A 26,951-nucleotide genomic window follows, 5' to 3' on the forward strand; every position below is an offset into this window, starting at 1 on the left:
ATCGTTTTTTTTGTGTGTGAACAATAGTTTGTTCTTTATTTGTCAGCTATGGTGACTTGGCCTGAGCCATATGTGTCAAACCAGCCTTTAATCGTGTTGAAATCACTGCTGAATGACAGTGCCAGCTCTAATAGAATTCGGGCATGGGCTGCGTTCAGATTATCTCCGGCAATTATGCCATCACTTGAAGCATAGTTGGAACCGGAACCCGTACGCGTGGTAGACACGAAGATAACTCCGTTTTCCTTAATAGCTTTCGTACGGGCTTCTCCCATAGCTTTAGATACGCCGCCAGCCCCTGTGCCTGAAGTTACAATACCTTTTGCTCCATCTTGAACAAAACCTGTAATTGCCCCAGAACCGGCATCTTGATAAGCATAAGCAATTTCTACCTTAGGCATATCACTGCTCTTAATCTTTGTTAGATCGAATGGCGTTGCCCATTTGTCAGCGGTCAATAGTGCTCTGGAATTCGCTCGATAAATTCTTATATTATTCTCATCGATATATCCGAGGATTCCTAGTTGTGGAGATTCAAAAGTGTCTGTACGATAGGCATTCGTCTTGGTAACCTCTCTAGCCGTATGAATCTCGTCATTTAGCATGAGCACAGTACCGTAATATTTCGTCTTTCCGCTAGCTGCTAGTTTAATAGCGTTAAATAGATTGGCCTGAGCGTCACTTCCGATAACTGTCCATGGACGCATAGAGCCAGTTACTACGACAGGTTTGGAGCTACGCACTGTAAGATCAAGGAAATATGCAATTTCCTCCATCGTATCCGTACCTGTAGTAACAACGATGCCATCTTGGGTTTCTAGTGCTTTATCTACTTTTAAGGAGAGATCGTATAGTTGTTGCATGGTATACGAGCCAGAGCCTGCATTCCCAAATTGATAGCTAGTTACATCGGCGAACTTTTTAAGGTTAGGCAGTGCTTTAACCATATCTTCCATTAACAAAGTCCCGGCTTTATAGTTCTGGAAGCTGGTCTCATCCACAGATTTACCGGCAATAGTTCCACCGGTTGCTATGACTTGGACCTTTGGAAGCTTAACCGTTCCTTCAATCGTTTGGGTAACCTCAGCGGCGTAAGTGGTAGAAACGGGAAGCATTGTTGTAGCAGAGAAGAGTAGAGTGAAAGAGAGTCCTGCGGCAACAGTAGTTTTGGCGAGCATTGATTGTAATCCATTCATAGATGTAACCTCCCATTTGATTATGTATTCTCACATTCATGTTATTTTATATTACATAAACGTGATTCATGATTGGATTATATCTATGAATATATTATAATGACAAGTTTACTAACATATTAATAAAACGCTTAAATACACTATTAATAAAGAATATCTATTGATTTCTTGTGTATGCTATGAATTTTATTATATTATTTTTAAAGTGAAATATAATATTAATGTTATATTTTATTACATAATAATAGAGATGAATAAATAACATAATGCCGGACAATCTTTATGAGATTGTCCGGCATAGTTATTAGAAATACCTGACTACTTATCTTTTCTAGAGACAAGTAGTTTTTGAATAAAGACATGGGTAGCCATGGAGGAGGAGCTTTCTTTATGGCGAATGATGGAGAATTGTCTTTCAAGATGATGTTGTCTGATGGGAAGCTCACAGATTTCACCACTTGCTAATTCTTTGCGCACAATCCATCTGGAGAGCATCGCGATTCCCAAACCTGCGGCAACGGCTTCCTTAACTCCTTGACTACTGTTGAAGACATAGGATCTTTTGACAGAAATCTCTTCTGCTTGAATGAAATGATCACTGAAAGCACGCGTTCCAGAGCCAAGCTCTCGCAGAACCCAAACCTGATTTTGTAGCATCCCTTGCTCCACAGAGACTATTTTTGACAAAGGGTGGTTGGCCGGGGAAACGATAATCATCTCGTCCTTCATGTAAGGTGTAACGATCAGATCATTCTCATGGGCTTCTCCTTCGATAAACCCAATATCCAATTCATTGGCTCTTACCCCACCAATAATTTCTTCAGTATTACCGATCGTCACCTGAAGCTTGACTTGTGGGTATTGATTTGCAAATTCCGCAAGTCTTGAGGGTAATATATACTCTCCAATCGTAAAGCTCGCACCAATATGTATACTGCCAGTAACCTCATCCTGTAGCATTTGTATTTCCTGATGAGCTTCTTCGAAGTGGGCCAATATTTGTTTGGCGTGGTTATAAAGTATTGTACCTGCTTCGGTTAATTTTACTTGTTTCGGAGATCGGTGTAGAAGCTTTGCGCCTAGTTCATTCTCAAGATTCCGGATATGTAGACTGACACCGGGTTGAGATAGATTCAGTAATTCTCCTGCTTTAGAGAAATGACTTTGCTCAGCAACTGTAACGAAAACCCGTAATGTATCCACAATCATAGAATTCCCTCACTAAAAGTCTCGAATGTATTTAAAGTTCCTTATCAAGCACGAACTGAGCTTTCTTCTGCGAAAATCCAATACGTGTATAGAAACATACCGCATCTTCTCTAGTTTGGTTGGTGCGCACTCTTAATTTGTTCACTCCAATTTGTGCTGCCCAGCGTTCACAGGTTTCAACAAGTTGTCTGCCGATCCCTTCTACGCGATACTGCCCATCGACCACCAAACCACAAATTTCAACAAAGGGTGGAGATTCAATTAACATTCGCACATTGGCGTGAATCCATCCGATGAATTGGCTATCCGACACTGCTACATAAATAGCATGATCTTTACGATTTCTGATATCTTGAAGTCTATCTGCTAGCTGTTCGATATTTAAAGGATATCCGAGCTCACTGGATAGTTTTGCAATATCTTGTGTGTCTTTAAATGTAGCTGTCCTAATATGTATGATCATCCGCCACCTTAAAAAAATGTTGTTTCATGCTGTTTTTTATTATAGTTCATCTCATTCAGAGGAACATCTCTATGTGCATTACTTCGTACTATTTCGATAAGTGGATGGGGATAGACCCATCGTCTTTTTGAAATATTTAGAGAAATGAGCCAATTCCATGCCGACTTGTTCCGCAATATCTGAAATGCTGTAATCTGTGTAAGAAAGCTGTCTTTTAGCGTGCTCCATACGTTTCAATTGAACATAGGCCATTGGAGTCACCCCCATGAATCTTTTGAAATAAGGTATAAAATAGTTCGGGTGCAGGTGGACAAGCTCTGCTAGTTCATCAATCTCTATGGGCTTATTTAGACAATTATCGATGTAATGGAGCACATGAGCCAGCTTACCATGGTCTCCGGTGTGTATGAATTGCGTCATAAAATCTGTATGACTACTGTCGCTCGATTCAAGACAAGTGGCAATGAGATTAAGCAAACAAGCCTGTGTGCGAAGGATAGATAAGACATCGTCTTTTTGAAATTGTTCGATCATCTCCACGAAAATTGCCCTTATTGAATCTGGATTAGGCGAATCACAGATGTATAATTTTTTCTCCGCATGGAATAAGGGCCATTCTCCAATGTCAGCATCAAAGTGGCAGTAATAACGGATATAGGGATCATCAATAGAAGTTTCGGTAGTTTGTGTGCTCCCCGCAGGCATGATCATTAGCTGACCTGGCTTCGGATAGTAGGTAATCCCGTTTATAATTACTTTCCCCTCACCCCCATCAATAAAATATAGCCGATTAAAAGCGGGGGTTTCCAGCGTGCGGTTCCATCCGGGATATCTATTACTAAGTTGGGCATGGGTCACAGTAACCTTGAGATTCTGCAGGAGACGTCCTGATAAGTTCCCTGAATTGTTCATCATTTAACTCCTTTAAAGCTTTTGTATCCTCATTATAACGGTTTCATTTAACTAAAACATCTTACTCAAATACAAATAGTTCTTAATTTCGATCATGTTCATGTCCTTAAATAAAGTATATCCTCTAACCATAACCATTAATAAGGAAGTGATCAGAGATGGGTACAGTTCGTTATGGGATTATTGGTATTGGAAATATGGGAACCGCACATGCGCAAAGTCTGCTGAGTGAGATTAAGGGGGCTGAGCTTACAGCCGTATGTGATATAAGAGAAGAACGTTTGAAATGGGCTGAAGAGCAGTTACCTGAGAATGTTAGGAAGTATTCTACGCCGAAGGAATTATTCGAGTCACGTATCATGGATGCGGTATTAATCTGTACTCCGCATTATGATCACCCTACACTTGCAATCGAAGCTTTTCAGCATGGTTATCATGTACTAGTGGAGAAGCCGGCAGGTGTTTATACGAAAGCTGTTCAACAGATGAACGATGCTGCAGCACAGTCTGACCGCAAATTTGGAATCATGTACAATCAGCGTACAAATCCTTTGTATCAGAAGCTGAGAGATCTTATTCAGTCTGGTGAGTTAGGTGAGATCCGCCGGACGAATTGGATTATCACCGACTGGTATAGATCGCAGAACTACTATAATTCTGGTGGCTGGCGGGCGACATGGGCGGGTGAAGGTGGCGGGGTATTGCTTAATCAAGATCCTCATCAGCTAGATTTATGGCAATGGACGACAGGCATGATGCCGAAGCGGATAAGAGCATTTTGCCACTTTGGAAAATATCGCAACATTGAGGTTGAAGATGATGTAACCGCTTATGTGGAATACGAGAATGGCGCTACAGGTCTGTTTATTACTACAACTGGAGAGGCACCGGGAACTAATCGTTTTGAAATCAATGGCGATAATGGAAAAATCGTAGTGGAAGACGGGAAGCTAACCTTTTGGCGTTTACGTACACCGGAGCCGCAGTTCAACGCAGAGTTCACGGGAGGTTTCGGTAGTCCAGAATGTTGGAAATGTGAGATACCTGTACAAGATGGCGGAGGGGAGCAGCATAAAGGAGTTCTACGGAACTTTACGAATGCCATTTTGCATGATGAGGCATTACTTGCTCCTGGGGAGGAAGGGATTAAGGGGCTAACCCTTTCAAATGCCATGTATTTATCGGCTTGGACGGACAATTGGGTGGAGCTTCCGATGGATTCGGATTTATTCTACGATAAGCTGATGGAAAAAGTAAAAAACTCGACTTTCCAAAAGGAAACCTCAGAATCTAAAACATTGAATGTTAAAGGAACTCATTAAATCGAAAGAGAGAGGTTGAATCCTATGAAACGTTCGATGATTGCGGCTCAAATGTACACGTTACGTGATTATACTCAAACTGCGGAGGATTTAAGATCAACTTTTCAAAAGGTATCGGCAATGGGTTATGAGAGCATTCAGATTTCATCCATTGGACCGATTAATCCGATGCTCGTTAAAGAATATGCAGATGAAGCGGGGCTGGCTATATGTGCGACCCATGTGTCCTGGAATCGGTTAGTGAATGATCTGGATGCGCTTGCCGCAGAGCATAAGCTGTGGAATTGCAAATATATTGGACTTGGAAGTTTACCAGAAGAATTTCGTACGGGACTTGAAAGCTACCGGAACTTTGCGAAATTGATATCTGAAATTGCAATAACATTAAAAGAACAACACGGTTTGCAATTTGTTTATCATAATCATGATTTTGAATTTGAACGCTTTGAAGGTACTACTGGAATGGAAGTACTGCTTAATGAGACTGATCCATCAGTTGGTTTCATACTTGATTTATATTGGGTGCAGGCAGGTGGCGCGAGTCCGGAAGAATGGATACGTAAAGTTGAAGGCAGAATGCAGGTTGTGCATTTAAAGGATATGGCGATAGTTGATAGAAAACAGGTTTTTGCTGAAATAGGCGAAGGAAACATGAACTATGCGGAGATCATTACTACTTGTCGTGAGACGGGTGTTGAATGGTACGTAGTGGAGCAGGATGTTTGTAGACGTGATCCTTTTGAGAGCTTAGAGATGAGTCTGCGCTATCTCATTAGCTTATTATAGAATCGATAAGAAACCATTAGGAGGATTCTGATGAATAGAATAGATGGGATGACCTATGCACCCACATATGAAGCTAAACCTGTAGTGAAGCCAGGTGAATTCATCATCGCAGCTATTGCACTCGATCACGGTCATATTTACGGGATGTGTAATGGGCTGGTTGAGGCTGGTGCAGAGCTGAAATGGGTATATGATCCGGATGAAGAGAAAGTTAGAGCATTCATAGCCAAATATCCTGGAGTTAGGGCTGCTGAGTCTATGGATGAAATAATGGAAGATCCAGAGGTTCGCTTAGTTGCAGCGGCAGCTATTCCTTCAGAACGAGGCCCCTTAGGAAATAAGGTTATGGCTCACGGGAAGGATTATTTTACGGATAAAACCCCCTTTACAACACTTGAACAACTGGATGATGCTAGAGCTATGGTCGCAGCAACCAATCAGAAGTATATGGTTTACTATAGTGAGCGTCTTCATGTTGAAAGCGCAATCTATGCGGGACAGTTGATCCGTCAGGGGGCTATTGGTCGTGTTCTTCAAGTCATTGGATTAGGGCCGCATCGTTTAAATGCATCTAGCCGTCCAGAATGGTTTTTCGAGCGGGAGAAATATGGCGGAATTCTATGCGATATTGGCAGCCACCAAATTGAACAATTTTTGTATTATACAGATTGTCAGGATGCTTCAGTTGTTCACAGTAAGGTAGCTAATTATAATCATTCGTCTTACCCTGAATTGGAGGACTTCGGTGATGCGACGCTTGTTGGGGACAATGGGGCAACCCAATACTTCCGTGTAGACTGGTTTACGCCAGACGGACTCGGAACCTGGGGAGATGGACGTACAATGATCATGGGAACTGAAGGGTACATTGAACTGCGCAAATACAGCGATATCGGGCGTTCAAATACACCGGATCATGTGTACTGGGTGAACGGGGAAGGGGAGCATTACGAACATGTAGCTGGAAAGGTTGGATTTCCGTTCTTTGGTGAACTTATCCTCGATTGTCTGAACCGGACGGAGCTGTCCATGACTCAAGCACATGTCTTCAAAGCTTCTGAACTATGTTTGAAGGCTCAAGCCCAAGCGATGAATCTAACTCCTAATCAACTAAAATAGCGAATGGAATAATGAATGGAGGTGGTAAAGATGAACAAACTTGGAGTAGCGATTATTGGCTGCGGGGCGATATTTCCTCTCCATGCTAAAGCAATATCAGCAATAAAAGATGTAAATCTACTTCTAGTTGCAGATATTGATGCTGATAAAGCTACACGAGCGGGAATAGAATATGCCTGCGATGCCACTGATGATTATAGAGAAATATTAAATGATAATCGTATTGATGTTGTTCATCTCTGTACACCTCATCATCTTCATGCAGAAATGGCTGAAGAGCTATTACGTGCGGGGAAGCACGTGTTAACTGAAAAGCCAATCGCCGTGGACCTTCCTTCAGCCATGCGCATGCTGAAAGCAGCGCAAGTGAGCTCCGGCCAGCTTGGTGTGGTGTTCCAGAATCGTTATAATGATGCTTCCGTTTATATTAAGAAGACTATAGATTCTGGTGATTTAGGGAAACTGCTTTGTATGAAAGGTGTCGTAACCTGGCATCGAAACGAAAGTTACTACAAAGATAGCAATTGGAGAGGAAGGTGGTCCACGGAAGGCGGAGGTGTTCTAATTAATCAGACCATTCATAGCTTGGATTTACTACAGTGGTATGGGGGGGAGATTAAATCCGTGAAAGGCAGTATTACCACGGATGTGCTTGATGGCGTCATTGAAGTAGAAGATACTGCCCATGCTTGTATCGACTTTGCCAATAATGTTCGCGGGCTGTTTTATGGCACGAATACCTATCTTGAGAACTCTCCGGTGGAGTTGGAGCTAGTTTTTGAAGAGGGGACGCTTAACCTCCGTCGAGAGCACTTATATCTTTGGAAAGATGGGAAGGAAACCTTAGTTTGTGAGCCTATTTTCAGTCCTGCGGAAGGCAAATCGTATTGGGGGACTGGGCATAAGAGACTAATTGAGGACTTCTATGACCATATTTTCAGTGGATCAAAGTTTTGGCTGGATGGTCCTGAGGGGATAAAGGCGCTGGAACTGGTGAAGCGTATTTATAGCTCATCGCAGAGGAACAAATAAGTCATAAATATAGCGAAGGCTGTTCCATATGTAGATTTATCTACGAATGAGGCAGCTTTTTCGTGCTTAGTGACTTCCCGCATTTGGTTAAACACTAAGAAGACTACGACTTGCAGAGGAAGATGGATTTGATTAATTCTCCTTAGTGGAATAATCTAAAGTAAGTATAGGTTATTAACAGCAAGATATCTGGAGGGTGCATACAATATGGAGAAAATACTACTGAACATTAGAACGAACACCAAGCTAATTTCCATTGTGCAGACCATTGTTTTTATCTTTGTCATATTATACGTACTGATGTTTCTTTCTGGTGGATTATTCACCACCTTTTTTATTATGCTCATTGCTTGTTTTGTTAGTGTAATTGCTGCTTTACTCATGCTAATTCGAAAAAGCTTCTTATGGGCAATTGTTGATCTTGCTGCTGCGGGCGGTATGTTCATTTATTTTATTTATAATGCTTAACTGTTATTAATCCTTGCAAGAAGCGGGTTTATGGCTGTAGCATAAGTTCCATAACCTGGAGGACTTATTTCTCTCTTTTTTGCAAGCTTTTAAATAATTTATTTTTTTCATATAATAGTAGATATTAAATTTATAAATAATTGTAATACACTCGGATAAGGGTATAATTGAGACAGAAAAGGTGTGACGCCTAAGAAGGAGCGCCCACATCCTTTCTGCAAAATTCAGGGGATAAGGATGGTAATAATGGGCAAAAGTGCAACTGAAACAGACGTCATTTTAATTGGTGCTGGAATCATGAGTGCGACTTTAGGAACACTTTTAAAAGAATTAGTGCCGGATTGGAAGATTAAAGTGTTTGAAAAGCTCGAAAATGCAGGTGAGGAAAGCTCTAATGAATGGAATAATGCAGGAACTGGACATGCGGCGCTCTGCGAGCTTAACTACACTGTCGAAAAATCCGACGGAACTGTAGATATAAGTAAAGCCATCCAAATTAATGAACAGTTTCAACTTTCAATGCAATTTTGGTCTTATTTGGTAAATCGTAAGTTGATACATAATCCTCAGGACTTTATCATGCCCTTGCCCCATATGAGTTTGGTACTAGGGGAGAAGAATGTAGCTTTTTTGAAGAGAAGATTTGAAGCGCTGTCAAAAAATCCTTTGTTCCAAGGAATGGAATTTTCCGATGACTCTAGCAAATTAATGGAATGGATACCGCTTATTATACAAAATCGTCCATCGAATGAACCTATAGCAGCAACAAAAATCGACTCAGGCACAGATGTTAACTTTGGTGCTTTAACGCGTATGTTATTTGATCACTTAAAGAGTAAGAATGTAGATCTCCATTATAAACACAGTGTGGATGGAATCAAACGTACTAGCGATGGGTCGTGGGATTTGAGAGTGAAGAACGACAGCGGTACTATTGAACACCATACTGCAAAATTTGTCTTTGTTGGTGGCGGGGGAGGAAGCTTGCATATCCTGCAAAAATCCGGTATTCCTGAAGGGAAACATATTGGTGGATTCCCGGTAAGTGGAATATTTATGGTGTGTAATAAACCAGAAGTTATAGCCCAGCATCATGCAAAAGTATACGGTAAAGCTAAGGTTGGAGCGCCTCCAATGTCTGTTCCGCATCTGGACACTAGATTTATTGACAACAAAAAATCGTTGTTATTTGGACCGTTTGCTGGATTCTCACCAAAATTTTTAAAAACCGGATCAATGTTTGATTTGATCACTTCCGTAAAACCGGATAATCTCCTAACGATGCTGTCGGCAGGTGCAAAGAACATGTCTTTGACCAAATACCTGATCGAGCAAGTGTTGTTATCGAAAGAAAAACGCATGGAAGAATTACGAGAGTTTATCCCGAATGCCAAAATAGAGGATTGGGATTTAGTCGTAGCAGGCCAACGCGTACAGGTAATCAAAGATACAGAGGACGGCAAAGGTATCCTACAATTCGGTACAGAGGTAATTAGCGCCGCAGATGGTTCGATTGCAGCATTGCTTGGAGCTTCCCCAGGTGCTTCTACGGCTGTTCACGTGATGCTTGAAGTACTTAATAAATGTTTCCCTCAGCATATAAAAGAGTGGGAACCGAAAATTAAAGAAATGATTCCTTCTTATGGCCTGTCACTACTGGAAAATCCAGAGCTTTTGCATGAAGTGCACACATTAACGGCGACTACATTGGGTCTAGGTGGAAAAGAGCGAGTGCATAGTTAAGCAATGATCAATCGCTCGAAAGTATGATAATTTACAGATATTCCCTTCAAGAAAGCCTATGGATTTCATTCATAGGTTTTTTGTTTAGGGAATTCGAAAAGAAAGAAGGGGGGATGAATATGAAACGAGGCATCATTTTTAAAATTCCTAATGAATACGGGAAAATACTTGGAGATCTGTTAAAGCCATTTAATACCGAAACATTCAATTGGTATATAGGTGGCGAGGAGTCTTATTTTATTCAAAACGATACATTAGGAGAGGTCATGTTCCATGAAGAAATTTATGGAATGGACGGCAGCGTTCTGAAAGAACTTTTGGAGAATAACGAATACTATATCATCTTTGCGAACTTCAAGGCTTTTCCACAAGAAAAGGACGTAATAGATGTTCAGACCTATGAGGAGTTCTTAAATAGTGATTGCCAGCTTGTACTTTTAGTCGTCGATTGTGAATATGCTACAGTTTATTGTAAAGACCAGGGGATGCTTGAAGCACTGTGTCATAACGCAATTTCAAATGGATATGATGATGTTCAGTACATTACAAATGAGAATGACTTCAGAACAAGATTATCAGTATGGTAGAAGGAAACCGTAAGGTTGATTTGACGAACAAATCATTCATTTGTTACAATGACCCCATCAATTAGGAAAAGGATGAGGACGATGGTTCGTCGTTTGAAACGGTTTAAGAATGTCGCTACTGTATCAAGCTTCTAAGTATAAATGCTATAAATTACTTAGAAGCGAGGGAAAAGAATGAAACAACAGTTGTTTAACCACTGGTCAGAAACGAAGTATTTAAAGGATATTGTCACCAACCCAATGATTGAGGTAGGGGATTACTCGTACTACTCTGGTTATTACGATAGTCATCATTTTGAAGACGGGTGCGTCAGATATCTTTGGGGAGACGAAACGTCAAGAAAGTTATTTAACCCGATCGAAGATTTTGGGTGGCATTTAGATAAATTGATTATAGGAAATTATGTTTGTATTGCAAGTGGTGTAATTATTTTAATGGGTGGAAATCACAATCATCATCCTGAATGGATTACCGTGTATCCTTTTGTGGACCAGATTGAAACCTCTTACGAACCTAAAGGTGATACGATCATAGAAAGTGATGCTTGGATTGGGATGAATGCAATGATTATGCCAGGTGTGAAAATAGGTGAAGGTGCTATTGTTGCGGCAGGCTCGGTTGTTGTAAAAGACGTTCCACCATATACAATAGTAGGTGGCAATCCTGCTAAAGAGATTAGAAAACGATTTACAGATCGTGAAATCGAAAAGTTAAAGGAAATGCGTTGGTTTGATTGGAAACGTGAGAAAATTGAACAAGCTACGTCTATCTTTTCAAGTTCATCGATTGATCAATTATATGAGTTTTATCTAAGAGAAATAAAATCATAACACAATCACAACAGGCTGCCGCAAATATTCGGCAGCCTGTTCTTTTATCAGTTAAGGTAGTTTAACAATAATTGTTCTTTACCAGATTAATCCTAATTAGTATGATAATATGAATGGGCTCATCTAATCTCTTGGGAGGAAAGTGTGCTAGATATATGAAATATATTGAATTTGGTCTAGGCAATACATGGTTTATTAGAACCGAAACGGAGTTAGAGGATGGAAGTGGAAACTATGGATAAAATATTAAATGAAATAGCCAATTTGATAAGCAGTGAGGAAAAAAGAGTTACTATTGGGATTTCGGGTCATGGTGCATCTGGAAAGACAACATTTGCCCATAATCTTTTAAAGCTTCTGGGTCATGAGAAAGTGAATTATATGGATACTGATCCCTATATTATCGGCTCTCATCTTAGAAAGTACACTGTAATCGATTATGAATATAACAATGAACGTCATCGTAATAAAATGACAGCTTGTCATCCTTCTGCTCATAATATATCTGCTCTAGAGAGAGACATCCGAATGATGCGAGATGGTTTAGATTTTTATACAATAGACACCAATTATTTAAAGAGTACAATGATAGCTTCACAAAACAGAGTGAATATTGTAGAGGGCATGAGCGTTGCTTTTGCAGACCCGAATTTGTTTGATTTGAAGGTTTACTTATATACGGATGGAGACACTGAATTGATGAGAAGGAGTATACGTGATGTCTCTGAAAGAGGAACGGACATCAAATATTTAAGAAAATCTCATGAAGACCGTAGAATTCAATATGAGTTATTTATGCATCCTTTTCATCGAAACTTTGATATCATTATAAAAAATTCCAATGAAGGTTATATTCTTGAAAATGAATTCAGGAGGGAATTATGAATCTTGCAAATAAAGTAACAATCGCCAGAATATTATTAATCCCCATCTTTATAGTGCTTTTCACAAAATATCCTGATTGGCCAGAGGGGATTTATTATGCAGCTATTGTTTTTTTACTCGCTTCAGCAACAGATAAACTAGATGGTTATATTGCTAGGAAGTATAATCAAGTTACGAACCTTGGAAAGTTACTTGATCCATTAGCGGATAAGTTGCTCATTTCTGCTGCGTTGATTCTACTGGTAAGTCAGCAGATGTTATACACATGGGTTGCTTTAGTTATTGTAGCGAGGGAAGTGATCATTACAGGGATTAGACTTGTCGCTGTCTCTCAGAAAATAGTGTTGCAAGCTGATCGATACGGAAAAATTAAAATGGTATCGCAAGTTGTAGCAATTACTGCAGTTATGTTTACAAACCATCCATTCACCCTTTTTACGAATATACCTATCGATCAAATCCTAATCTATATTTCACTAGTCATAACTATCTATTCAGGATTTAACTACATAAGAAATAACTATCGTTTTTTAAAATTAGAAGCATGAGCTCGATAAAAAGGTTGCTGAATAACAAATAAATAAAGGCGAATTCTCACTCCATTTCGAGTAAGAATTCGCCTTATTTTATGTATATCCTTGTGTTTTTTACTTTAATAACGTCAATATATTTATGAGATTTACTGCAAATATACCCATTGCCCTTGCATGTGTATGCCAAGTCTAAGCTTAAATCTGAACTATTGACACAAAAGTGTATTACACGTATAGTACATAAATAAGATGTATGAACCACTTAGTACACACACTTAGTATATGGAGTTGGTTGTATGACAGAAGAACAAAAATCAGGTGTCAGCTTTAATATTCGAGAACCGGTATATATTCAAGTTGTACGTTACTTTAAAGAACAGATTGCTACAGGGCAAATCGGAGCAGGAGACAAGATTCCTTCACGGCGTGAACTGGCATCAGTAATGAAGATTAATGCGAACACGGCACAGAAGGCATATAAGGAAATGGAGGAACAGGGTTTGATCGTAACAGAAGGAAATTCCCCAAGTCGAATTACACAGGATCAGCAAATACTAAGCTCGATTCGTGCTGAATTAATCGAAAGTGCAGTGGATATATTCATCGGTTCCATTCGGAATATTCAAATTCCAGTTGAAGAACTGGTAGACATCATAAAGACAAAATATACATCAGAGCGATCTCCAGAAGGTGGTGACACAAGATGATCCAAGTGAATCAGATGGTGAAGAATTACGGATTCAAGAAGGTACTAAATGGCGTTAGCTTCACTGCTGCCAAGGGAGAGATCACCTGCCTGATCGGAATCAATGGTGCCGGAAAGTCAACGGTGCTGAAGTCCATCATGGGACTGACACCGTACAAAGGTGAAGTCTTAATCGATAATGCATCACTAATACCTTCGATGTATGAGAAAATGACTTTTATTCCAGATTCGTTAACGATGCCCTCCAATATGCGAATTGCTGATTGCTTCAGCTTTATGGCTGACTTTTATCGGAATTGGAACGCTGAACGTGCAGAGGAATTGCTTAAGTTCTTCCAACTGAGCTCTAAAGATCGCGTGTCTTCATTGTCGAAGGGGATGGCTGCGAAGTTAAATTTGTTGCTCGGACTTGCCTTGGATTGTGATTACATCCTAATGGACGAACCGTTCTCGGGGATTGATATGTTCAGCCGCGAGCAAATTACTGATGTGTTCACGAGTGAATTGATCGAGGATCGTGGTGTGATTATTACAACTCATGAAATTAACGATATTGAGCATTTAATTGATAAAGTGGTCTTGCTACAGCATGGGAAGGTAGAACGTGAATTCTACTGTGAAGAAGTTCGCGAGCAGGAAGGTAAGTCCATTACGGACGTAATGAGAGAGGTGTACATGAAATGAGAGCTTTTGTGAAGCTATTGAATTTTGAAATGAACCGATTTGCCAAAATATATTTTGGACTCCTGGTGCTGACAGTCGCCTTGCAACTTGTAGCAGTCACCCTCGGTGCTAATCATTGGCTGGATTCTGCGAATGAGGCAATGAGAGTGAATCAATGGACCCTTGAGCAATATCACAATGTGACTGGATATATTCAGCTAAACAGTATGATGTATGCTCGCTATAATGGACTTCTATATTTCGGACCCATATTTTTGAGCATCACAGTGTTGCTAATATATAGCTGCTTCATCTGGTACCGTGACTGGAGAGGTAAAAATACGGTAGTATATCGCCTGCTCACGTTGCCATCCAATCGGGCGAATTTGTATTTTGCCAAGCTGGTTACGATCTTGCTATTCGCATTTGGACTTGTTGCCCTGCAAATTATCCTTGTTCCACTGGAGCGTTTGATAGCACAGTCGATTCTTCCTGCTGAAATATATCGGAACATCTCGGTATTTGATTTTTTGAAGTATCCTACTGTGCTTAAAGTTCTGGTTCCGCCCTACTTTTCTGAGTTTGTACTATACTATGGACTGGGCATTATTGGCTTGATCGTCTTGTTCACAGTGATTCTAATCGAGCGGAGCTACAGACTGAAAGGGATTGGCTTTATCGTACTATATTTAGCGGTTCTGGCTGGACTAGCCTCAATACCATTTCTTATGGGTTATAGCAGTTACGATAGCTACTTCTATCCAGGTGAAATCATAGGCGCTTGTCTCGGATTAATAGTGATCATTGTTGGAGGTTCGCTTTGGTACAGCTTGTATCTATTGCGTAAGAAAATATCGGTATAATTGAAGGGGTATGGAGGTTAAGGAATGAGAAAATATATGGTTACCGCCGTTCTTGTAGTGTTCGCGGTTGTTACAATCGGGACGTATTATGTACAAGCTTCACAAGAGACACCACCTAATTATAAGCTGACGACGGTTCAAGGGGATGCTTCCCTCGTTGAAGGTATAGCTGTATACGGAAACTACATGATTAAGGATAGTACTTTTGGCATCAAACGAGCTTATATCACGACAAATGGTACAGATTATCCAGATGAAAAGTCTGCGATTAGCCAAAGTTTAAATCGAAGACCAATGAAAACGCAATTGGATCAGTGGATTGAAGAGCATCGTCAGTTCATGCGCGGTAAGACAAACACATCTGGTTTCTATGAGAATGAGGAAATGCTTGCTTATGTTAAGGCGACAGTAGATACGAAGCGATCAAATGATTCATCAGCGAAGAGAAATGCAAAGCTTAGTATTTCTGTACTCAACAAGCAGAAGAACAATACGCTTGAAATCACATCCGATATCAATGTAGATCATGATATTTCAGATATGTATGTACAAAATGTACAGCTTATTGATCAGCAGCTTGTTGCTATGGTGTTTATGAATCACAGTGCCAAAGGTTATGTATCTGAACCGCAGATCCTCCGTGTCAATCTAACCACAAAAGAGATTAAGAATGAGCCGCTCGCGTTACCAGGCGGTAAATCTGTAGCGGCAGACGGGGATACTCAATATGCATGGCTAGCCAATCAAAATCTGGAGCACACGGAGCAATGGATTTTAAGGATTAGTAGAGATAATCATAGAAAGGCATATCAAGTGGATGTTAAGACAGGACAAATCTCTCCACTCACATTCCAAGGGCATGAAATGTTATTGAATAATATTATGAATGCCTATGGACAGAAAATTTATTTCCTGCAAAAAGCTGTATCGAGTAAGGAAAATATAGGATTAACTGTTATTTCTTACGATCTCGTGAGTAAAGAATATGAGACTACTCTGAAGAATACAAATATAGATTTAAGTGAAAACATTACCTATGCTTTTAAACAAGACCATCTCTATATTATGGGGTATAAGAATTTCAAAGGTAATCGTCTATATGTATTCAATTTGACAAGCGGTAACCTTGAGTACGAAGGAAAAGTAATATCAACAGAGGCCGCCAAGCAGGCTGAAGATGAAGCTAACATGGATTTGAATTTTATCGATCTCGGTCAGTTCTAGAATTATTTTTAGAATAGAAAATTAGATATAAAGAGACATAAAGAGATATAAAAAGGTGACAAAGGCCGGGCTAATGACTTTTAATAGTCGATTAGCTCGGCCTTTTTAGTCGTGAAATATAAAACAGTCATTAAACACTATTTTTCGATTAAAATATATTGTAAAACGATAAACTATATGTTAGATTCAATTTTGAAAATAACTTTGTGAGGTGTGTTTTATGAAACTTGGATCAACGCTTTTTTTAAGGATAGCTGTTGTTCTTATTGGACTTCCAGTTCTTGCCTTGTGTATAATTTTTGTGCCTGCGATTTCGAATTATGCAGCAGAATTATACCCTGATCAAACCTATATTAAATATCTCTTGTACATTGATTTGTATGCATCGGCGATACCTTTTTACTTTGCATTGTATCAAGCGATCAAATTGTTAGGGTATATTGACAACAACAACGCTTTCTCAGAATTATCTGTAAAGGTATTAAAAAATATCAGGAACTGTGCAATTGCAATCAGTGGAATTTATGTAGTGGGATTGCCACTTTTCTATCTCGTCGCGGAGAGAGATGATGCCCCAGGGTTCATTGTCATTGGGCTGGTTGTGATTTTTGCTTCCATGGTGATTGCAGTGTTTGCTGCGGTGCTCCAAAAGCTTTTGAAGGAAGCTATTGATATAAAATCAGAAAATGACTTAACGGTCTGAGGAGAAAACAATGGCGATTATTATTAATATTGACGTGATGCTGGCTAAAAGAAAAATGAGCGTGACCGAGCTTTCGGAGCGGGTTGGAATAACAATGGCTAACCTGTCTATATTGAAAAATGGAAAGGCGAAAGCGGTTCGATTATCAACATTAGAGGCGATCTGCAAAGCTTTAGATTGTCAGCCTGGCGATATTTTAGAATACAAAAGTGACGAGGAGACTTAAGAAATAAATGAATAGTAGAGGCAGGGCTCTTTTCTCAATCTTTATGAGAAGGGGGCCTTTTTGATGTGCAATAATTGGAGGTGAAAAATAATAAGGCGATATATTAATGATAAAAAATAATTGTAATACAATCAAAATATATTGAATAACGATAAATTATGTGATAAATTGAATCCAGATTATTAACTTTGTGAGGTGCAGTTTATGAAACGAGAAACACTCTTTTTAAAGATAGTTGTAATTCTTATTGGACTTCCGGTTCTTGCTTTGTGTATTTTTTGGTTACCTACGATACCTAACAAGGCAGCTGGAGATTATCCGGTGTATTTGGTTTATCCCGTTCTTATAGGGGTGTATGTAACAGTGATAGCCTATTTCGTAGCTTTATATCAGGCGTTAAGACTTCTAAGCTATATTGACAAGAACAAAGCGTTCTCAGAACTATCCATTAAGGCTTTAAAAAATATAATTTACTGTGCAATCATCATCAGTATCTTATATGCGGCAGGTATGCCACTTATTTACGAAATGGCACAGGAAGCCGATGCACCAGGTCTAATCGTACTTGGACTTGTCATGACTTGTGCTCCAATTGTGATTGCGGTCTTTGCTGCTGTTCTTCAAAAGCTCTTGAAAAATGCCATAGAAATAAAATCAGAAAATGACTTAACAGTCTGAGGTGAAAATAATGGCGATTATAGTGAATATTGACGTGATGTTAGCTAAAAGAAAAATGAGCGTTACAGAGCTTACAGAAAGGGTTGGAATAACAATGGCCAATCTTTCTATATTGAAAAATGGAAAAGCAAAAGCGATTCGACTATCAACATTTGATGCGATTTGTAAAGCTTTAGAATGTCAGCCTGGAGATATTTTAGAATACCTAATGGACGAGGATGCTTAAATCGTAATGAGTAATCGACTCCGCAGATTGAAAAGAACAGCATTGCCTGGAAAGGAGAGATCATCATTGAAATCAACAACGCAGTTTCTGCATTTTGGCTATCATCAGGCGATGAGTTGCATATTTCCTATTGCGATCTTTGGGACTTTAGCTCTCTCTAACGTAATAGATCTGCCTTACATTTACCGATATGATGCCATTCTTATTATATTGCTTACCGTTCAATACCTTATGTACCGTACTGGATTAGAGACGCTAGATGAAATTAAAGTCATCTGTGTATTTCACATTATTGGTTTGCTGCTGGAAATTTATAAGATAAGAATGGGGTCATGGTCATACCCTGAACCCGGGCTAACCAAGGTGTTTGGAGTGCCACTGTATAGCGGGTTTATGTACGCGAGCGTCGCGAGCTATATGTGTCAAATTTGGCGTAGACTGAAAATGGATATGACGGGCTGGCCGGGACTTGCTGCTGCTGGATCGCTCGGAGCAGCTATCTATCTGAACTTTTTCACGCATCACTTCATTCCTGATTTTCGCTGGTGGCTAAAGGGGCTTGTACTCATTGTTTTTTGGAAGACTTGGATCATTTATCGGGTACGAAACACTACTTATTGGATGCCCTTGACACTGGCTTTTTTCTTAGTAGGTTTTTTTATCTGGTTAGCTGAGAATATCGCTACATTCTTTAATGCTTGGAAATACCCAGATCAGAATCAGGTATGGCATGTGGTTAGTGTCAGTAAGATCAGTTCATGGTTCCTTCTGGTCATTATTAGTGTCATTATAGTTGCTCAGCTTAAACATGTTAAAGCTAACCGTAACGCGAAAGAGTAGAGTATTGTCTTCAAAGGAAATAGTAGTACATGGAGTAAGAACAAATTAGTGATGAGGGGGAGATGAGATGGAATATACAGATTTAAAAGAATTGCAGGATGTGTTTTTCTTTGGTCTAATAGAGCCGGAGGTAAATCAACTAAGGTTATCTTTTTGTAAAAGCAAAGCTAGTGATATAGCTGAACCATTTATGGATGGTGAGAAAAGCTCTCCCATAATACAAGTTGATTTTCACTCCTATATTGCATATTCGATTAGAAATGAATTCTTTACCTCTTGGGATGATTACGAGGAATTTGACGGAAAAACATTTAGGATTTATAAGAAATCAAGGTATCTTGATTTTATTTCTAATGGAATATTCGCATCAAAGGATTTTCCAAAACCATATAAGCACTATGGGATCTGTTGTATTGACCATGTCGTTGATATTATTTCAACATCGGAACCAGTTGTAAGGGAAATTATATAGATCTGAATTTCTTTCCAGAGTATAGAAGAAAGCAGCTGATTGCACATGCTTGTCTTTTTTAACAATTAGAGTTATTATGGATTTTTAAAGTCGTTAATGGAGGTGCTGAATGAAATATTCCCAAGCGACAGACTATGCGCTTCATGCAATGCTTTATCTGGTGACGGCGGCGTCCGATAAGCCTGTAGGTGTTCAATTACTTGCTGAGAAGCTGGGTGTTTCGCAAACCTATCTGTCCAAAATGATGACCAAGCTAGTCAAGGCTGGATTGATTCAATCTGCACCCGGAGCAAACGGTGGGTATCGTCTCAGACGGAAGTCCGAAGAGATCTCTTTTCTGGATATTATCCATGCGATCGAAGGGACTGCATCTTTGTTCGAATGTAGCTTGGATCACGGTAGCGAGTGCCTGATTCAACAGGTTGTTATTGACGCTGAAAGACAGATGGAGCAGTACTTGGAAAACAAGAAAATTGCAGATTTGGCGAAAACAATGAAGACGGAGTAAAGATCCGTTCTTTTTTGAATATAATTAAAGATAATATAAGTCCGTAATAACTTTAATATAAAGGAGAATGAAATATGACGGAATTCTGGGAATCAAGCTTTTTAGAAAAACAAACGATGTGGGGATTTGAACCTACAGACTCTGCGATCGCCACTAAGGACTTTTTCCTTGAGAGGAATGTTAAAGACATATTGGTACCAGGGATTGGATATGGCAGAAATGCAAAGGTTTTTATAGAGAGTGGGATAAATGTAACGGGTATTGAGATTTCTCAAACAGCAATTGATTTGGCGAGGCAAAATGGAATTGATATTAGCATTTTTCATGGTTCAGTGAATGACATGCCTTATGATAATAACCTCTATGAGGGAATATTTTGCCATGGTCTTATTCATTTGTTGAATAAAAGTGAAAGAGAAAAGTTCATTAAGGATTGCTACAACCAGTTAAAGCCAGGTGGTTATATGATTTTTACAACAGTTTCGAAAAAAGCTCCTATGTTTGGAAAAGGTACTCTATTGGATAAAAATTACTACGAGACAGATTATGGCGTAAAAATATTTTTTTATGATGCTGAATCCATTACACAAGAGTTTGAAACCTATGGACTAGTTGAGTTCTCTGAAATTGACGAGCCGCACAAGGACATGATCAATAAACCGTCGATAAACTTTTTAATGGTAAAATGTAAGAAAGAACTATAGAAAAATTTCGACATATCGAAGATAATATATTTCAAAAGAAGGCAGGTGTTATGTTGATGAGCAATATTATTGATTATTACTCTAGCTTTGATGAGTGGGGCAGGCTGGATAGAGAACCCTTAGAGTTCATTATTAATCTCCATTATATCAAGAAATATATGCCATCAGCTGGGAAGGTGCTGGATAATGGCGCGGGACCCGGTAAATACGCGATCGAACTGGCTAAGCTCGGATATACAGTAACCCTTTCAGATATCACACCTAAATTAGTTGAAGTTGCAACGGAAAAGGCAGCTGAACTAGAATTAACTGAGCAATTTGACGGGTTTCATAACTTAAATGCTATTGATTTAGAAGGAATACCTAATGAGAATTATGATGTTTCATTGATGCTCGGTCCTTTGTATCATTTGCAGAAGGAAGAGGAACGAATTTTAGCAGTAAAAGAGTTGCACCGCGTGACCAAGCAAGATGGCTTAGTATTCGTGGCTTTTCAAAGTCGAATGAGAATGACCATTAATTCGTTACAATCCCCGCAGCAGTGGAAACCGAACGATAATATGAACACCATCAATGAATTCTATGAGAGCGGAATCTTTAATCATAGTGACAAGGGCCGATTTACAGGTGCATATTATTTTAATATTGATGAGATTCAGCCTTTCATGGAAAGGAATGGATTTGAGTCGATAGATTTAATTGGTTCATCAAGTATTGCAGCCATGTTATCTGCAGAGCAGCAACAGTATTGGACTCACCAAGAGGGGGAAGAGAGCTTGATTAACTTTCTCATATCCAAAGCAAATGATCCCTCAATCTTAGGCATCTCATCCCATTTGTTATACATCGGTAAAAGAAAATAAAAAAGAGCGCCAGTTTCTTAACTGGCGCTCTTAATTTTATGAATGACAGACTATTTTACAAATGTAGTGTGTAGCGGTTCGCTTTACTCAACCCGCGGATCATTTCAATTTCCTCCGAAGACAGTGGGGCTGACTTAGCAGCCGTTACATTATTCTTCAACTGCTCCATGCTACTCGCTCCAGGAATGATAACCGCTACAGATGGATGATCTAGCGGATAATGAAGTGCAGTTTGTGCTAAGGGGCGAGAGTGGCTCGTTTCATGGATAAGCTGATCATGCAACTTCAGAAGCTCCTCACTGCTGTAATCTAAGTACTTCTTCTCTGCCTTACTGCGGCCGTTCTCCGAAAGGATGCCACCCGCCAAAGGACCCCGGGCAATAAGACTGATCCCATGCTCGGCCAGCAGAGGGAGGATTTCCTCCTCAGGACGTCGATCTAAAATGCTGTATTGGCTCATTACACTGACAATATTTGGTTTTTTTACATATTCTCTAATGACATTAGGTCGAATAGAAGAGATCCCATAATATCGGATTAGCCCCTCTTGCTTAAGTTCTTCAAAGGCTTCAATAGTCTCATCCATCGGATCATCGATCGTTCCGCCATGCAGCTGATACAGATCGATATAATCCGTTTGGAGGCGTCTTAGGCTGTCTTTGACTGCGGATTTAATATAGGATTTTGATGGATCCCAGCTCCAGCCTTCTTGACCTGGAATTCTGCGGTTACCCACTTTTGTACTCAATATCACCTCACCGCGGCGGTGGCGAATCGCCTTACCAATGATCTCTTCATTACGACCCTCATCATACAGATCGGCTGTATCTAAAAAGTTAATGCCTTGATCGAGCGCTTCATGGACGATGGAAATGGCTTTTGCCTCATCCGTACCTAAGGACATGCATCCGAGTCCTACTTCACTTACATATAAATCGGACTGACCCAAACGATTTTTATTCATAGGTTGTTCCTTTCTAATTCCGTTGTTTGTTATATTATAACGCCTTAAAGCATCGAATTCGAATGTAAATGAATGATTTCCTTTGACATTATAACCTAGAAGCATTATCGTCATAGCATATGTTATTTACTAGATGATGATGGATAGGGAGAGACTTGAACATATGGAACAAGCAATGTTTGCAGGTGGTTGCTTTTGGTGCATGGTTACACCGTTCGAGGAGTTACCAGGTATCCAAGGGATTGTATCAGGATATGCTGGAGGATTAACCGAGAACCCAACTTACGAAGAAGTCAAAACAGGAACAACAGGACATTACGAGGTGGTACAAATTACGTTTGATCCATCGCTTTTTTCATACAAGAAGCTGCTTGAATTATATTGGCCTCAGATTGATCCCACGGATGATGGTGGACAATTTCAGGATAGAGGAACACAATACCGGACAGCCATCTTTTACTATAACGAAGAACAACGTTTAGCAGCCCTTGCCTCGAAGGAGCAGGTTGCTGTGAGTGGCAGATTCTCAGGACCCGTTGTGACGGAAATCCTTCCAGCGCCAACCTTTTATCGAGCGGAAGAATATCATCAGGACTATCATCACAAGAATCCCAAGCATTATAAAGAGGATCGTGAGCAATCCGGACGGGATACCTTTATCGCTAAACACTGGTAATTGCAGAAACGGAATTTCTAAAGTAAAAGAGCATCCTAAGTCGTTCATGGCTTACAGGTGCTCTTTTTGCATCATATACAAATTTTATATATTTTAAATTCTACATACTTTCTACACATTTATAGACTAAACTACTCTAAATTAAGCGAGAAATTAAAATGGAGGGTTTAAGATGAAAAAAATCATACCCATAGTTGCTGTAACATTGTTTCTAAGTGCAGTGTTAGCTGGCTGTCAATCGGGCAATAATGCCCCATCTGGATCAGATAAGCAAGCTTCTATATCGTCAGTGGATCAACCATGGATCTCATCAAAAAACACAACTCGTATAAACACTTCTGACCCGACTGAGGCAGCAGTTATCGTTTCACAAACCCTATGGACTGCACAGACGAAGAACAACAGACCTTCAAGTGTAGTATTAACGGATGTAAGCAATTGGCAGATTGCCGCGGTTAGTGCGGATTTGATCCATCATCCGAATAATGGCCCTATTCTTTTTACAACTAAAGAGGGTGTCCCTGAGGCAACGTTAGCAGAGCTTAAGCGATTGAATCCTTTAGGCGCAGAAGGTAATAATGGTGTACAAGTAGTGCTCGTCGGACCCATGGCTTCCAATGTCGAAGAACAATTAAAGACACTGGATCTGAAAGTAGACCGAATTGAAGGGGACGAGCCGGCAGCTGTAGCACAAGCCATTGATACATATTATGCAAAAGCTTCCGGTGAACTTCCAAAGGCAGTCATTGTAGGTTCTATGGATAGTCCTGAGTACACACTGCCTGCAGTGAATTGGATCGCCCATATGCCAGAGCCGCTTCTCTATGTAACAAAAGATGAAATTCCAGACCCTACGGTTAATGCTTTGAAAGAGCGTGGAGGTTCGGCTACAATTTATATCTTAGGACCTGAAAAAGTTGTATCTACAGCAGTAGAAAAGCAATTACAGGAATTCGGCACAGTAACCCGTATAGCTGGAAAAGACATTTATGAGAATGCCATTGCTTTTGCTACTTTTAAGGACGCCAGCAACGGTTTCGGCTGGGGCATAACGACACCTGGACATAACTTGTCTTTGTTGACTACCGATTCAACGATGCTGGCAATCGCCGCTGCACCTTTTTCGCATTTAGGGAAACATGCACCGCTTATCTTTACGGAAAAAGACGGGTTGCCAGATTCCGTGATGGAATATATGATGACCCTTCAACCTAAATTCCAAGATTCACCAGCAGAAGGCCCCTATAATCATGCTTGGTTAACTGGGGACATCAACGTAATAAAAGAAAGTGCCCAAAGCGAAATCGATGATATGCTGGAAATCTCACCGGCGGCAGGAGGCAATCCACATTCCGGTCACTAGGCTACGAAGAGGGTGAACAACTTGAATAAGCTTCAGGTACTGATCGTTGACGATGAATGGAACATGCGGAATTTAATTCGGATTTATTTAACAAGAGAAGGAATAACGACTAGAGAAGCGTCAACGGGGCATGAGGCACTCACTTTGCTGAAACAACAGAACTTTGATCTAATCCTGTTGGATGTGATGATGCCAGATATGGATGGCTGGCAGGTCTGTAAAGCCGTTAGAGAGGTAAGCTCTGTCCCCGTTCTAATGCTAACAGCTCGCTCGGAAACTAAGGACAAGGTTCGTGGTCTCGGCATAGGAGCGGATGATTATCTCACCAAACCGTTCGAGCCAGAGGAATTAGTGGCAAGAATTTATTCTTTGGTACGGCGTTCAATGCTTACATCGACCCAACAACCTCTGAAAAAGGTTCTGAGCTACCCTGAGCTAGCGATTTACCCGGATGCTCGTGAGGTACATATTCTGGATACAGCAGTTGAGTTTACACTCAAGGAATTTGATCTGCTAACGGCCTTGGCACAAAATGCGCACCGTGTCTTTACGAGAGAAGAACTAGTGGAGCGTTTATGGGGCAATGATTATGAGGGTGAGAACCGTGTCATCGACACACATATTAAGAATATTCGCGAGAAATTACATAAGGCGGGTCTGTCTTATAATCCTGTTCAAACGGTATGGGGGTTAGGCTATAAATTTGAGATCCCAGGTAATCATCTATGAAGAATAATATTATCGGACTGAAGCTCGGGTCAGTTATTATGTCTGTTTTTTTAGTTGTTTTGCTTATTCTTGGGATAACGATAGACCGAATGTTTACCAGTTTTTATTACAACGAGATGCAAAAAGAAACTGAGGAGCTAACCTCGCATTTTATCGGAATGGCTGAATCACCGGATAGTTCAAACGAGCAGATGATGAGTACTTTTGCAGAGTTTTCGGACGTGAGTATATTTAATATTTCAAAAGACGGTAGTGTCATTCTCCATTCGGGTGTTCATGACCGCGCAGATCGTTCATTCATAAATGCTTCGGATATTAGTCGGATATTTGCCGGAAAAAGTGTGAATTTTGAGTATACAGATCCTACTGGACACAGATATTTCATCACTGGAAAACCAATTTCAAAGGGTCAAACCATCCAGTCTGCACTATATGTAATGTCCTCTACAGAGAACATGAAGCAATCCTTGGCTTCTATCCGTAACCTACTGTTGCTCGCAGGAATTGGGGCCTTTATATTGGCACTAGGAATTACGGGAATAATTAGTTTGTTGTTATCCAGGCCGCTGATCAAGATGCAGAAGGCGACTAGAAAAATTGCAGCCGGTGAATTGGAAACGAGACTTTCCATACGTAGTAACGATGAAATCGGATTTTTGGCAGGAGCTATTAACGACCTTGCTATAGATCTGCAAAGATACAGGGACACGCGTCAGGAATTTTTAGCCAACATCTCTCATGAACTGCGGACACCCATCACCTATTTAAAAGGGTATACCAAAGTTGTAAAGGATGGACTTTATGAGACCGAAGGGGAACGAGATCTGTATTTAGATATTATCCATGAGGAAGCGCATCGGCTTGAGCATCTGGTAGAAGATTTATTTGAACTGGCAAAGATGGAAGAAGGCAAGATCTCACTTACGCTGGACTGGATAGATGTTAAGCACATGGCAGAACAAGCGGTACGCAGAGTGGAATTGAAAGCCAAAGAAAAGGGAATTCAGCTGAAGATTATGTATCATGGAGTTTCGTATAGGGTTCGTGGAGATGAAAAGCGTATGGAACAGATTATGATGAACCTTCTGGAGAATGCGATCCGTTATACGGATGAAGGTGAGATTACTGTCCATGTAGATGAGGATGTCGACGGGGATTCCATTGTATTTATTGTAGAGGATACCGGAATAGGTATTCCTGAGGAAGAACTACCCTATGTCTTTGAACGATTCTACAGAGTTGAGAAATCACGATCCAGGCAATATGGTGGTACAGGTCTTGGACTTTCAATTGTTAAAAAGCTTGTAGAATTACACGGCGGTAAGATTCGAATTACAAGTCAGCCTGGAGTTGGAACCCGATGCGAGGTAGAACTGCCTAGATTAACAAAATCCGAAAAGTAAGAGCCAAAAGAGACTTTGCGTGTATACGCGAAGTCTCTTTTTACTTGCAGTCAA

The 26,951-nt window shown here is 40.1% G+C and carries 33 protein-coding genes; 28 read left to right on the forward strand and 5 right to left on the reverse strand.

Annotated elements, in window-relative coordinates:
* Positions 1-35 precede the first annotated feature (35 nt).
* From NST34_RS14315 to NST34_RS14330, 4 genes are all read right to left on the reverse strand, one after another.
* Complete coding sequence (locus NST34_RS14315; RefSeq protein WP_076286350.1) at positions 36-1,196, reverse strand: asparaginase; 1,161 nt, start codon at positions 1,194-1,196, stop codon at positions 36-38.
* A gap of 318 nt (positions 1,197-1,514) precedes the next feature.
* The gene (locus NST34_RS14320) at positions 1,515-2,405 is read right to left on the reverse strand and encodes a LysR family transcriptional regulator (RefSeq protein WP_341128056.1); all 891 of its coding nucleotides are present in this window, start codon (positions 2,403-2,405) and stop codon (positions 1,515-1,517) included.
* Positions 2,406-2,436: 31 nt separating this feature from the next.
* Entirely contained in the window at positions 2,437-2,868 is a 432-nt protein-coding gene (locus NST34_RS14325; RefSeq protein ID WP_341128057.1) for a GNAT family N-acetyltransferase, read from the reverse strand.
* Positions 2,869-2,946: 78 nt separating this feature from the next.
* Positions 2,947-3,783 carry a helix-turn-helix domain-containing protein gene (locus NST34_RS14330; protein ID WP_305953478.1) on the reverse strand — a complete coding sequence of 279 codons (837 nt, stop codon included), beginning with the start codon at positions 3,781-3,783 and terminating at the stop codon, positions 2,947-2,949.
* 155 nt (positions 3,784-3,938) lie between these two features.
* Here NST34_RS14330 and NST34_RS14335 point away from each other — a divergent pair, with 155 nt between their 5' ends.
* From NST34_RS14335 to NST34_RS14450, 24 genes are all read left to right on the forward strand, one after another.
* Positions 3,939-5,102, forward strand: coding sequence for a Gfo/Idh/MocA family protein (locus NST34_RS14335; RefSeq protein ID WP_341128058.1), 1,164 nt, complete (start codon positions 3,939-3,941; stop codon positions 5,100-5,102).
* Positions 5,103-5,126: 24 nt separating this feature from the next.
* Positions 5,127-5,888: a sugar phosphate isomerase/epimerase family protein gene (locus NST34_RS14340; protein WP_341128059.1), complete on the forward strand. Its 762-nt coding sequence runs from the start codon at positions 5,127-5,129 to the stop codon at positions 5,886-5,888.
* 30 nt (positions 5,889-5,918) lie between these two features.
* Positions 5,919-7,007 carry a Gfo/Idh/MocA family protein gene (locus NST34_RS14345; protein ID WP_341128060.1) on the forward strand — a complete coding sequence of 363 codons (1,089 nt, stop codon included), beginning with the start codon at positions 5,919-5,921 and terminating at the stop codon, positions 7,005-7,007.
* 30 nt (positions 7,008-7,037) lie between these two features.
* The gene (locus tag NST34_RS14350) at positions 7,038-8,039 is read left to right on the forward strand and encodes a Gfo/Idh/MocA family protein (RefSeq protein WP_076285832.1); all 1,002 of its coding nucleotides are present in this window, start codon (positions 7,038-7,040) and stop codon (positions 8,037-8,039) included.
* A gap of 207 nt (positions 8,040-8,246) precedes the next feature.
* Positions 8,247-8,507 (forward strand): hypothetical protein, encoded by a 261-nt coding sequence (locus NST34_RS14355; RefSeq protein WP_076285831.1) that lies wholly within the window; start codon positions 8,247-8,249, stop codon positions 8,505-8,507.
* A gap of 246 nt (positions 8,508-8,753) precedes the next feature.
* Entirely contained in the window at positions 8,754-10,250 is a 1,497-nt protein-coding gene (locus tag NST34_RS14360) for a malate:quinone oxidoreductase (protein WP_042187913.1), read from the forward strand.
* 119 nt (positions 10,251-10,369) lie between these two features.
* Entirely contained in the window at positions 10,370-10,837 is a 468-nt protein-coding gene (locus NST34_RS14365) for a DUF2691 family protein (protein ID WP_341128061.1), read from the forward strand.
* 174 nt (positions 10,838-11,011) lie between these two features.
* Positions 11,012-11,668: a CatB-related O-acetyltransferase gene (locus NST34_RS14370; protein ID WP_076285829.1), complete on the forward strand. Its 657-nt coding sequence runs from the start codon at positions 11,012-11,014 to the stop codon at positions 11,666-11,668.
* A 155-nt stretch (positions 11,669-11,823) separates the two neighbouring features.
* Positions 11,824-11,910 carry a DUF3977 family protein gene (locus NST34_RS14375; protein WP_149644592.1) on the forward strand — a complete coding sequence of 29 codons (87 nt, stop codon included), beginning with the start codon at positions 11,824-11,826 and terminating at the stop codon, positions 11,908-11,910.
* The gene (locus NST34_RS14380) at positions 11,903-12,553 is read left to right on the forward strand and encodes a uridine kinase family protein (protein WP_341129545.1); all 651 of its coding nucleotides are present in this window, start codon (positions 11,903-11,905) and stop codon (positions 12,551-12,553) included. Before NST34_RS14375 ends, NST34_RS14380 begins: the two co-directional genes overlap by 8 nt.
* Positions 12,550-13,101 (forward strand): CDP-diacylglycerol--glycerol-3-phosphate 3-phosphatidyltransferase, encoded by a 552-nt coding sequence (gene pgsA / locus NST34_RS14385; RefSeq protein WP_341128062.1) that lies wholly within the window; start codon positions 12,550-12,552, stop codon positions 13,099-13,101. The genes NST34_RS14380 and pgsA overlap by 4 nt, the downstream gene beginning before the upstream one ends.
* Positions 13,102-13,382: 281 nt before the next feature.
* The gene (locus tag NST34_RS14390; protein WP_042187923.1) at positions 13,383-13,793 is read left to right on the forward strand and encodes a GntR family transcriptional regulator; all 411 of its coding nucleotides are present in this window, start codon (positions 13,383-13,385) and stop codon (positions 13,791-13,793) included.
* On the forward strand, positions 13,790-14,476 hold the full coding sequence (locus tag NST34_RS14395) for an ATP-binding cassette domain-containing protein (protein WP_076285825.1): 687 nt from the start codon (positions 13,790-13,792) through the stop codon (positions 14,474-14,476). The genes NST34_RS14390 and NST34_RS14395 overlap by 4 nt, the downstream gene beginning before the upstream one ends.
* Positions 14,473-15,318 carry a hypothetical protein gene (locus NST34_RS14400; RefSeq protein ID WP_341128063.1) on the forward strand — a complete coding sequence of 282 codons (846 nt, stop codon included), beginning with the start codon at positions 14,473-14,475 and terminating at the stop codon, positions 15,316-15,318. The genes NST34_RS14395 and NST34_RS14400 overlap by 4 nt, the downstream gene beginning before the upstream one ends.
* A 24-nt stretch (positions 15,319-15,342) precedes the next feature.
* The gene (locus NST34_RS14405; protein ID WP_341128064.1) at positions 15,343-16,542 is read left to right on the forward strand and encodes a hypothetical protein; all 1,200 of its coding nucleotides are present in this window, start codon (positions 15,343-15,345) and stop codon (positions 16,540-16,542) included.
* A 220-nt stretch (positions 16,543-16,762) separates the two neighbouring features.
* Positions 16,763-17,245 (forward strand): DUF2975 domain-containing protein, encoded by a 483-nt coding sequence (locus NST34_RS14410; RefSeq protein WP_341128065.1) that lies wholly within the window; start codon positions 16,763-16,765, stop codon positions 17,243-17,245.
* A 10-nt stretch (positions 17,246-17,255) separates the two neighbouring features.
* Positions 17,256-17,471 (forward strand): helix-turn-helix domain-containing protein, encoded by a 216-nt coding sequence (locus NST34_RS14415; protein WP_042127458.1) that lies wholly within the window; start codon positions 17,256-17,258, stop codon positions 17,469-17,471.
* Between the two features lie 204 nt (positions 17,472-17,675).
* Complete coding sequence (locus tag NST34_RS14420) at positions 17,676-18,149, forward strand: DUF2975 domain-containing protein (protein WP_339271072.1); 474 nt, start codon at positions 17,676-17,678, stop codon at positions 18,147-18,149.
* Positions 18,150-18,159: 10 nt separating this feature from the next.
* A complete protein-coding gene (locus NST34_RS14425) occupies positions 18,160-18,375 on the forward strand; it encodes a helix-turn-helix domain-containing protein (RefSeq protein WP_042187934.1) in 216 nt (71 codons plus the stop codon).
* A 66-nt stretch (positions 18,376-18,441) separates the two neighbouring features.
* On the forward strand, positions 18,442-19,215 hold the full coding sequence (locus NST34_RS14430; protein WP_341128066.1) for a DUF817 domain-containing protein: 774 nt from the start codon (positions 18,442-18,444) through the stop codon (positions 19,213-19,215).
* Between the two features lie 67 nt (positions 19,216-19,282).
* Positions 19,283-19,687 carry a hypothetical protein gene (locus NST34_RS14435; protein WP_341128067.1) on the forward strand — a complete coding sequence of 135 codons (405 nt, stop codon included), beginning with the start codon at positions 19,283-19,285 and terminating at the stop codon, positions 19,685-19,687.
* A 109-nt stretch (positions 19,688-19,796) separates the two neighbouring features.
* Entirely contained in the window at positions 19,797-20,195 is a 399-nt protein-coding gene (locus tag NST34_RS14440; protein WP_042127470.1) for an RrF2 family transcriptional regulator, read from the forward strand.
* Positions 20,196-20,269: 74 nt separating this feature from the next.
* On the forward strand, positions 20,270-20,899 hold the full coding sequence (locus tag NST34_RS14445; protein WP_076298953.1) for a class I SAM-dependent methyltransferase: 630 nt from the start codon (positions 20,270-20,272) through the stop codon (positions 20,897-20,899).
* A gap of 56 nt (positions 20,900-20,955) precedes the next feature.
* Positions 20,956-21,762: a class I SAM-dependent methyltransferase gene (locus NST34_RS14450; RefSeq protein WP_076285850.1), complete on the forward strand. Its 807-nt coding sequence runs from the start codon at positions 20,956-20,958 to the stop codon at positions 21,760-21,762.
* Between the two features lie 55 nt (positions 21,763-21,817).
* Here the strand turns inward: NST34_RS14450 and NST34_RS14455 are convergent, their stop codons facing one another.
* Positions 21,818-22,726, reverse strand: coding sequence for an aldo/keto reductase (locus NST34_RS14455; RefSeq protein ID WP_341128068.1), 909 nt, complete (start codon positions 22,724-22,726; stop codon positions 21,818-21,820).
* Positions 22,727-22,889: 163 nt separating this feature from the next.
* On the opposite strand from NST34_RS14455, the gene msrA reads away from it, so the two are divergent.
* The 4 genes from msrA to NST34_RS14475 all read left to right on the forward strand — a co-directional run bounded on the left by msrA (position 22,890) and on the right by NST34_RS14475 (position 26,897).
* Positions 22,890-23,402 (forward strand): peptide-methionine (S)-S-oxide reductase MsrA, encoded by a 513-nt coding sequence (gene msrA, locus NST34_RS14460; protein ID WP_341128069.1) that lies wholly within the window; start codon positions 22,890-22,892, stop codon positions 23,400-23,402.
* Positions 23,403-23,574: 172 nt separating this feature from the next.
* Positions 23,575-24,765 (forward strand): cell wall-binding repeat-containing protein, encoded by a 1,191-nt coding sequence (locus NST34_RS14465; protein WP_341128070.1) that lies wholly within the window; start codon positions 23,575-23,577, stop codon positions 24,763-24,765.
* A 21-nt stretch (positions 24,766-24,786) separates the two neighbouring features.
* The gene (locus NST34_RS14470; RefSeq protein WP_179086671.1) at positions 24,787-25,494 is read left to right on the forward strand and encodes a response regulator transcription factor; all 708 of its coding nucleotides are present in this window, start codon (positions 24,787-24,789) and stop codon (positions 25,492-25,494) included.
* Positions 25,491-26,897, forward strand: coding sequence for a sensor histidine kinase (locus NST34_RS14475; protein ID WP_341128071.1), 1,407 nt, complete (start codon positions 25,491-25,493; stop codon positions 26,895-26,897). The genes NST34_RS14470 and NST34_RS14475 overlap by 4 nt, the downstream gene beginning before the upstream one ends.
* Positions 26,898-26,951 lie beyond the last annotated feature (54 nt).

It is taken from the genome of Paenibacillus sp. FSL H7-0714 (assembly GCF_038003765.1).
In the GTDB taxonomy this organism is placed as follows: domain Bacteria; phylum Bacillota; class Bacilli; order Paenibacillales; family Paenibacillaceae; genus Paenibacillus_AQ.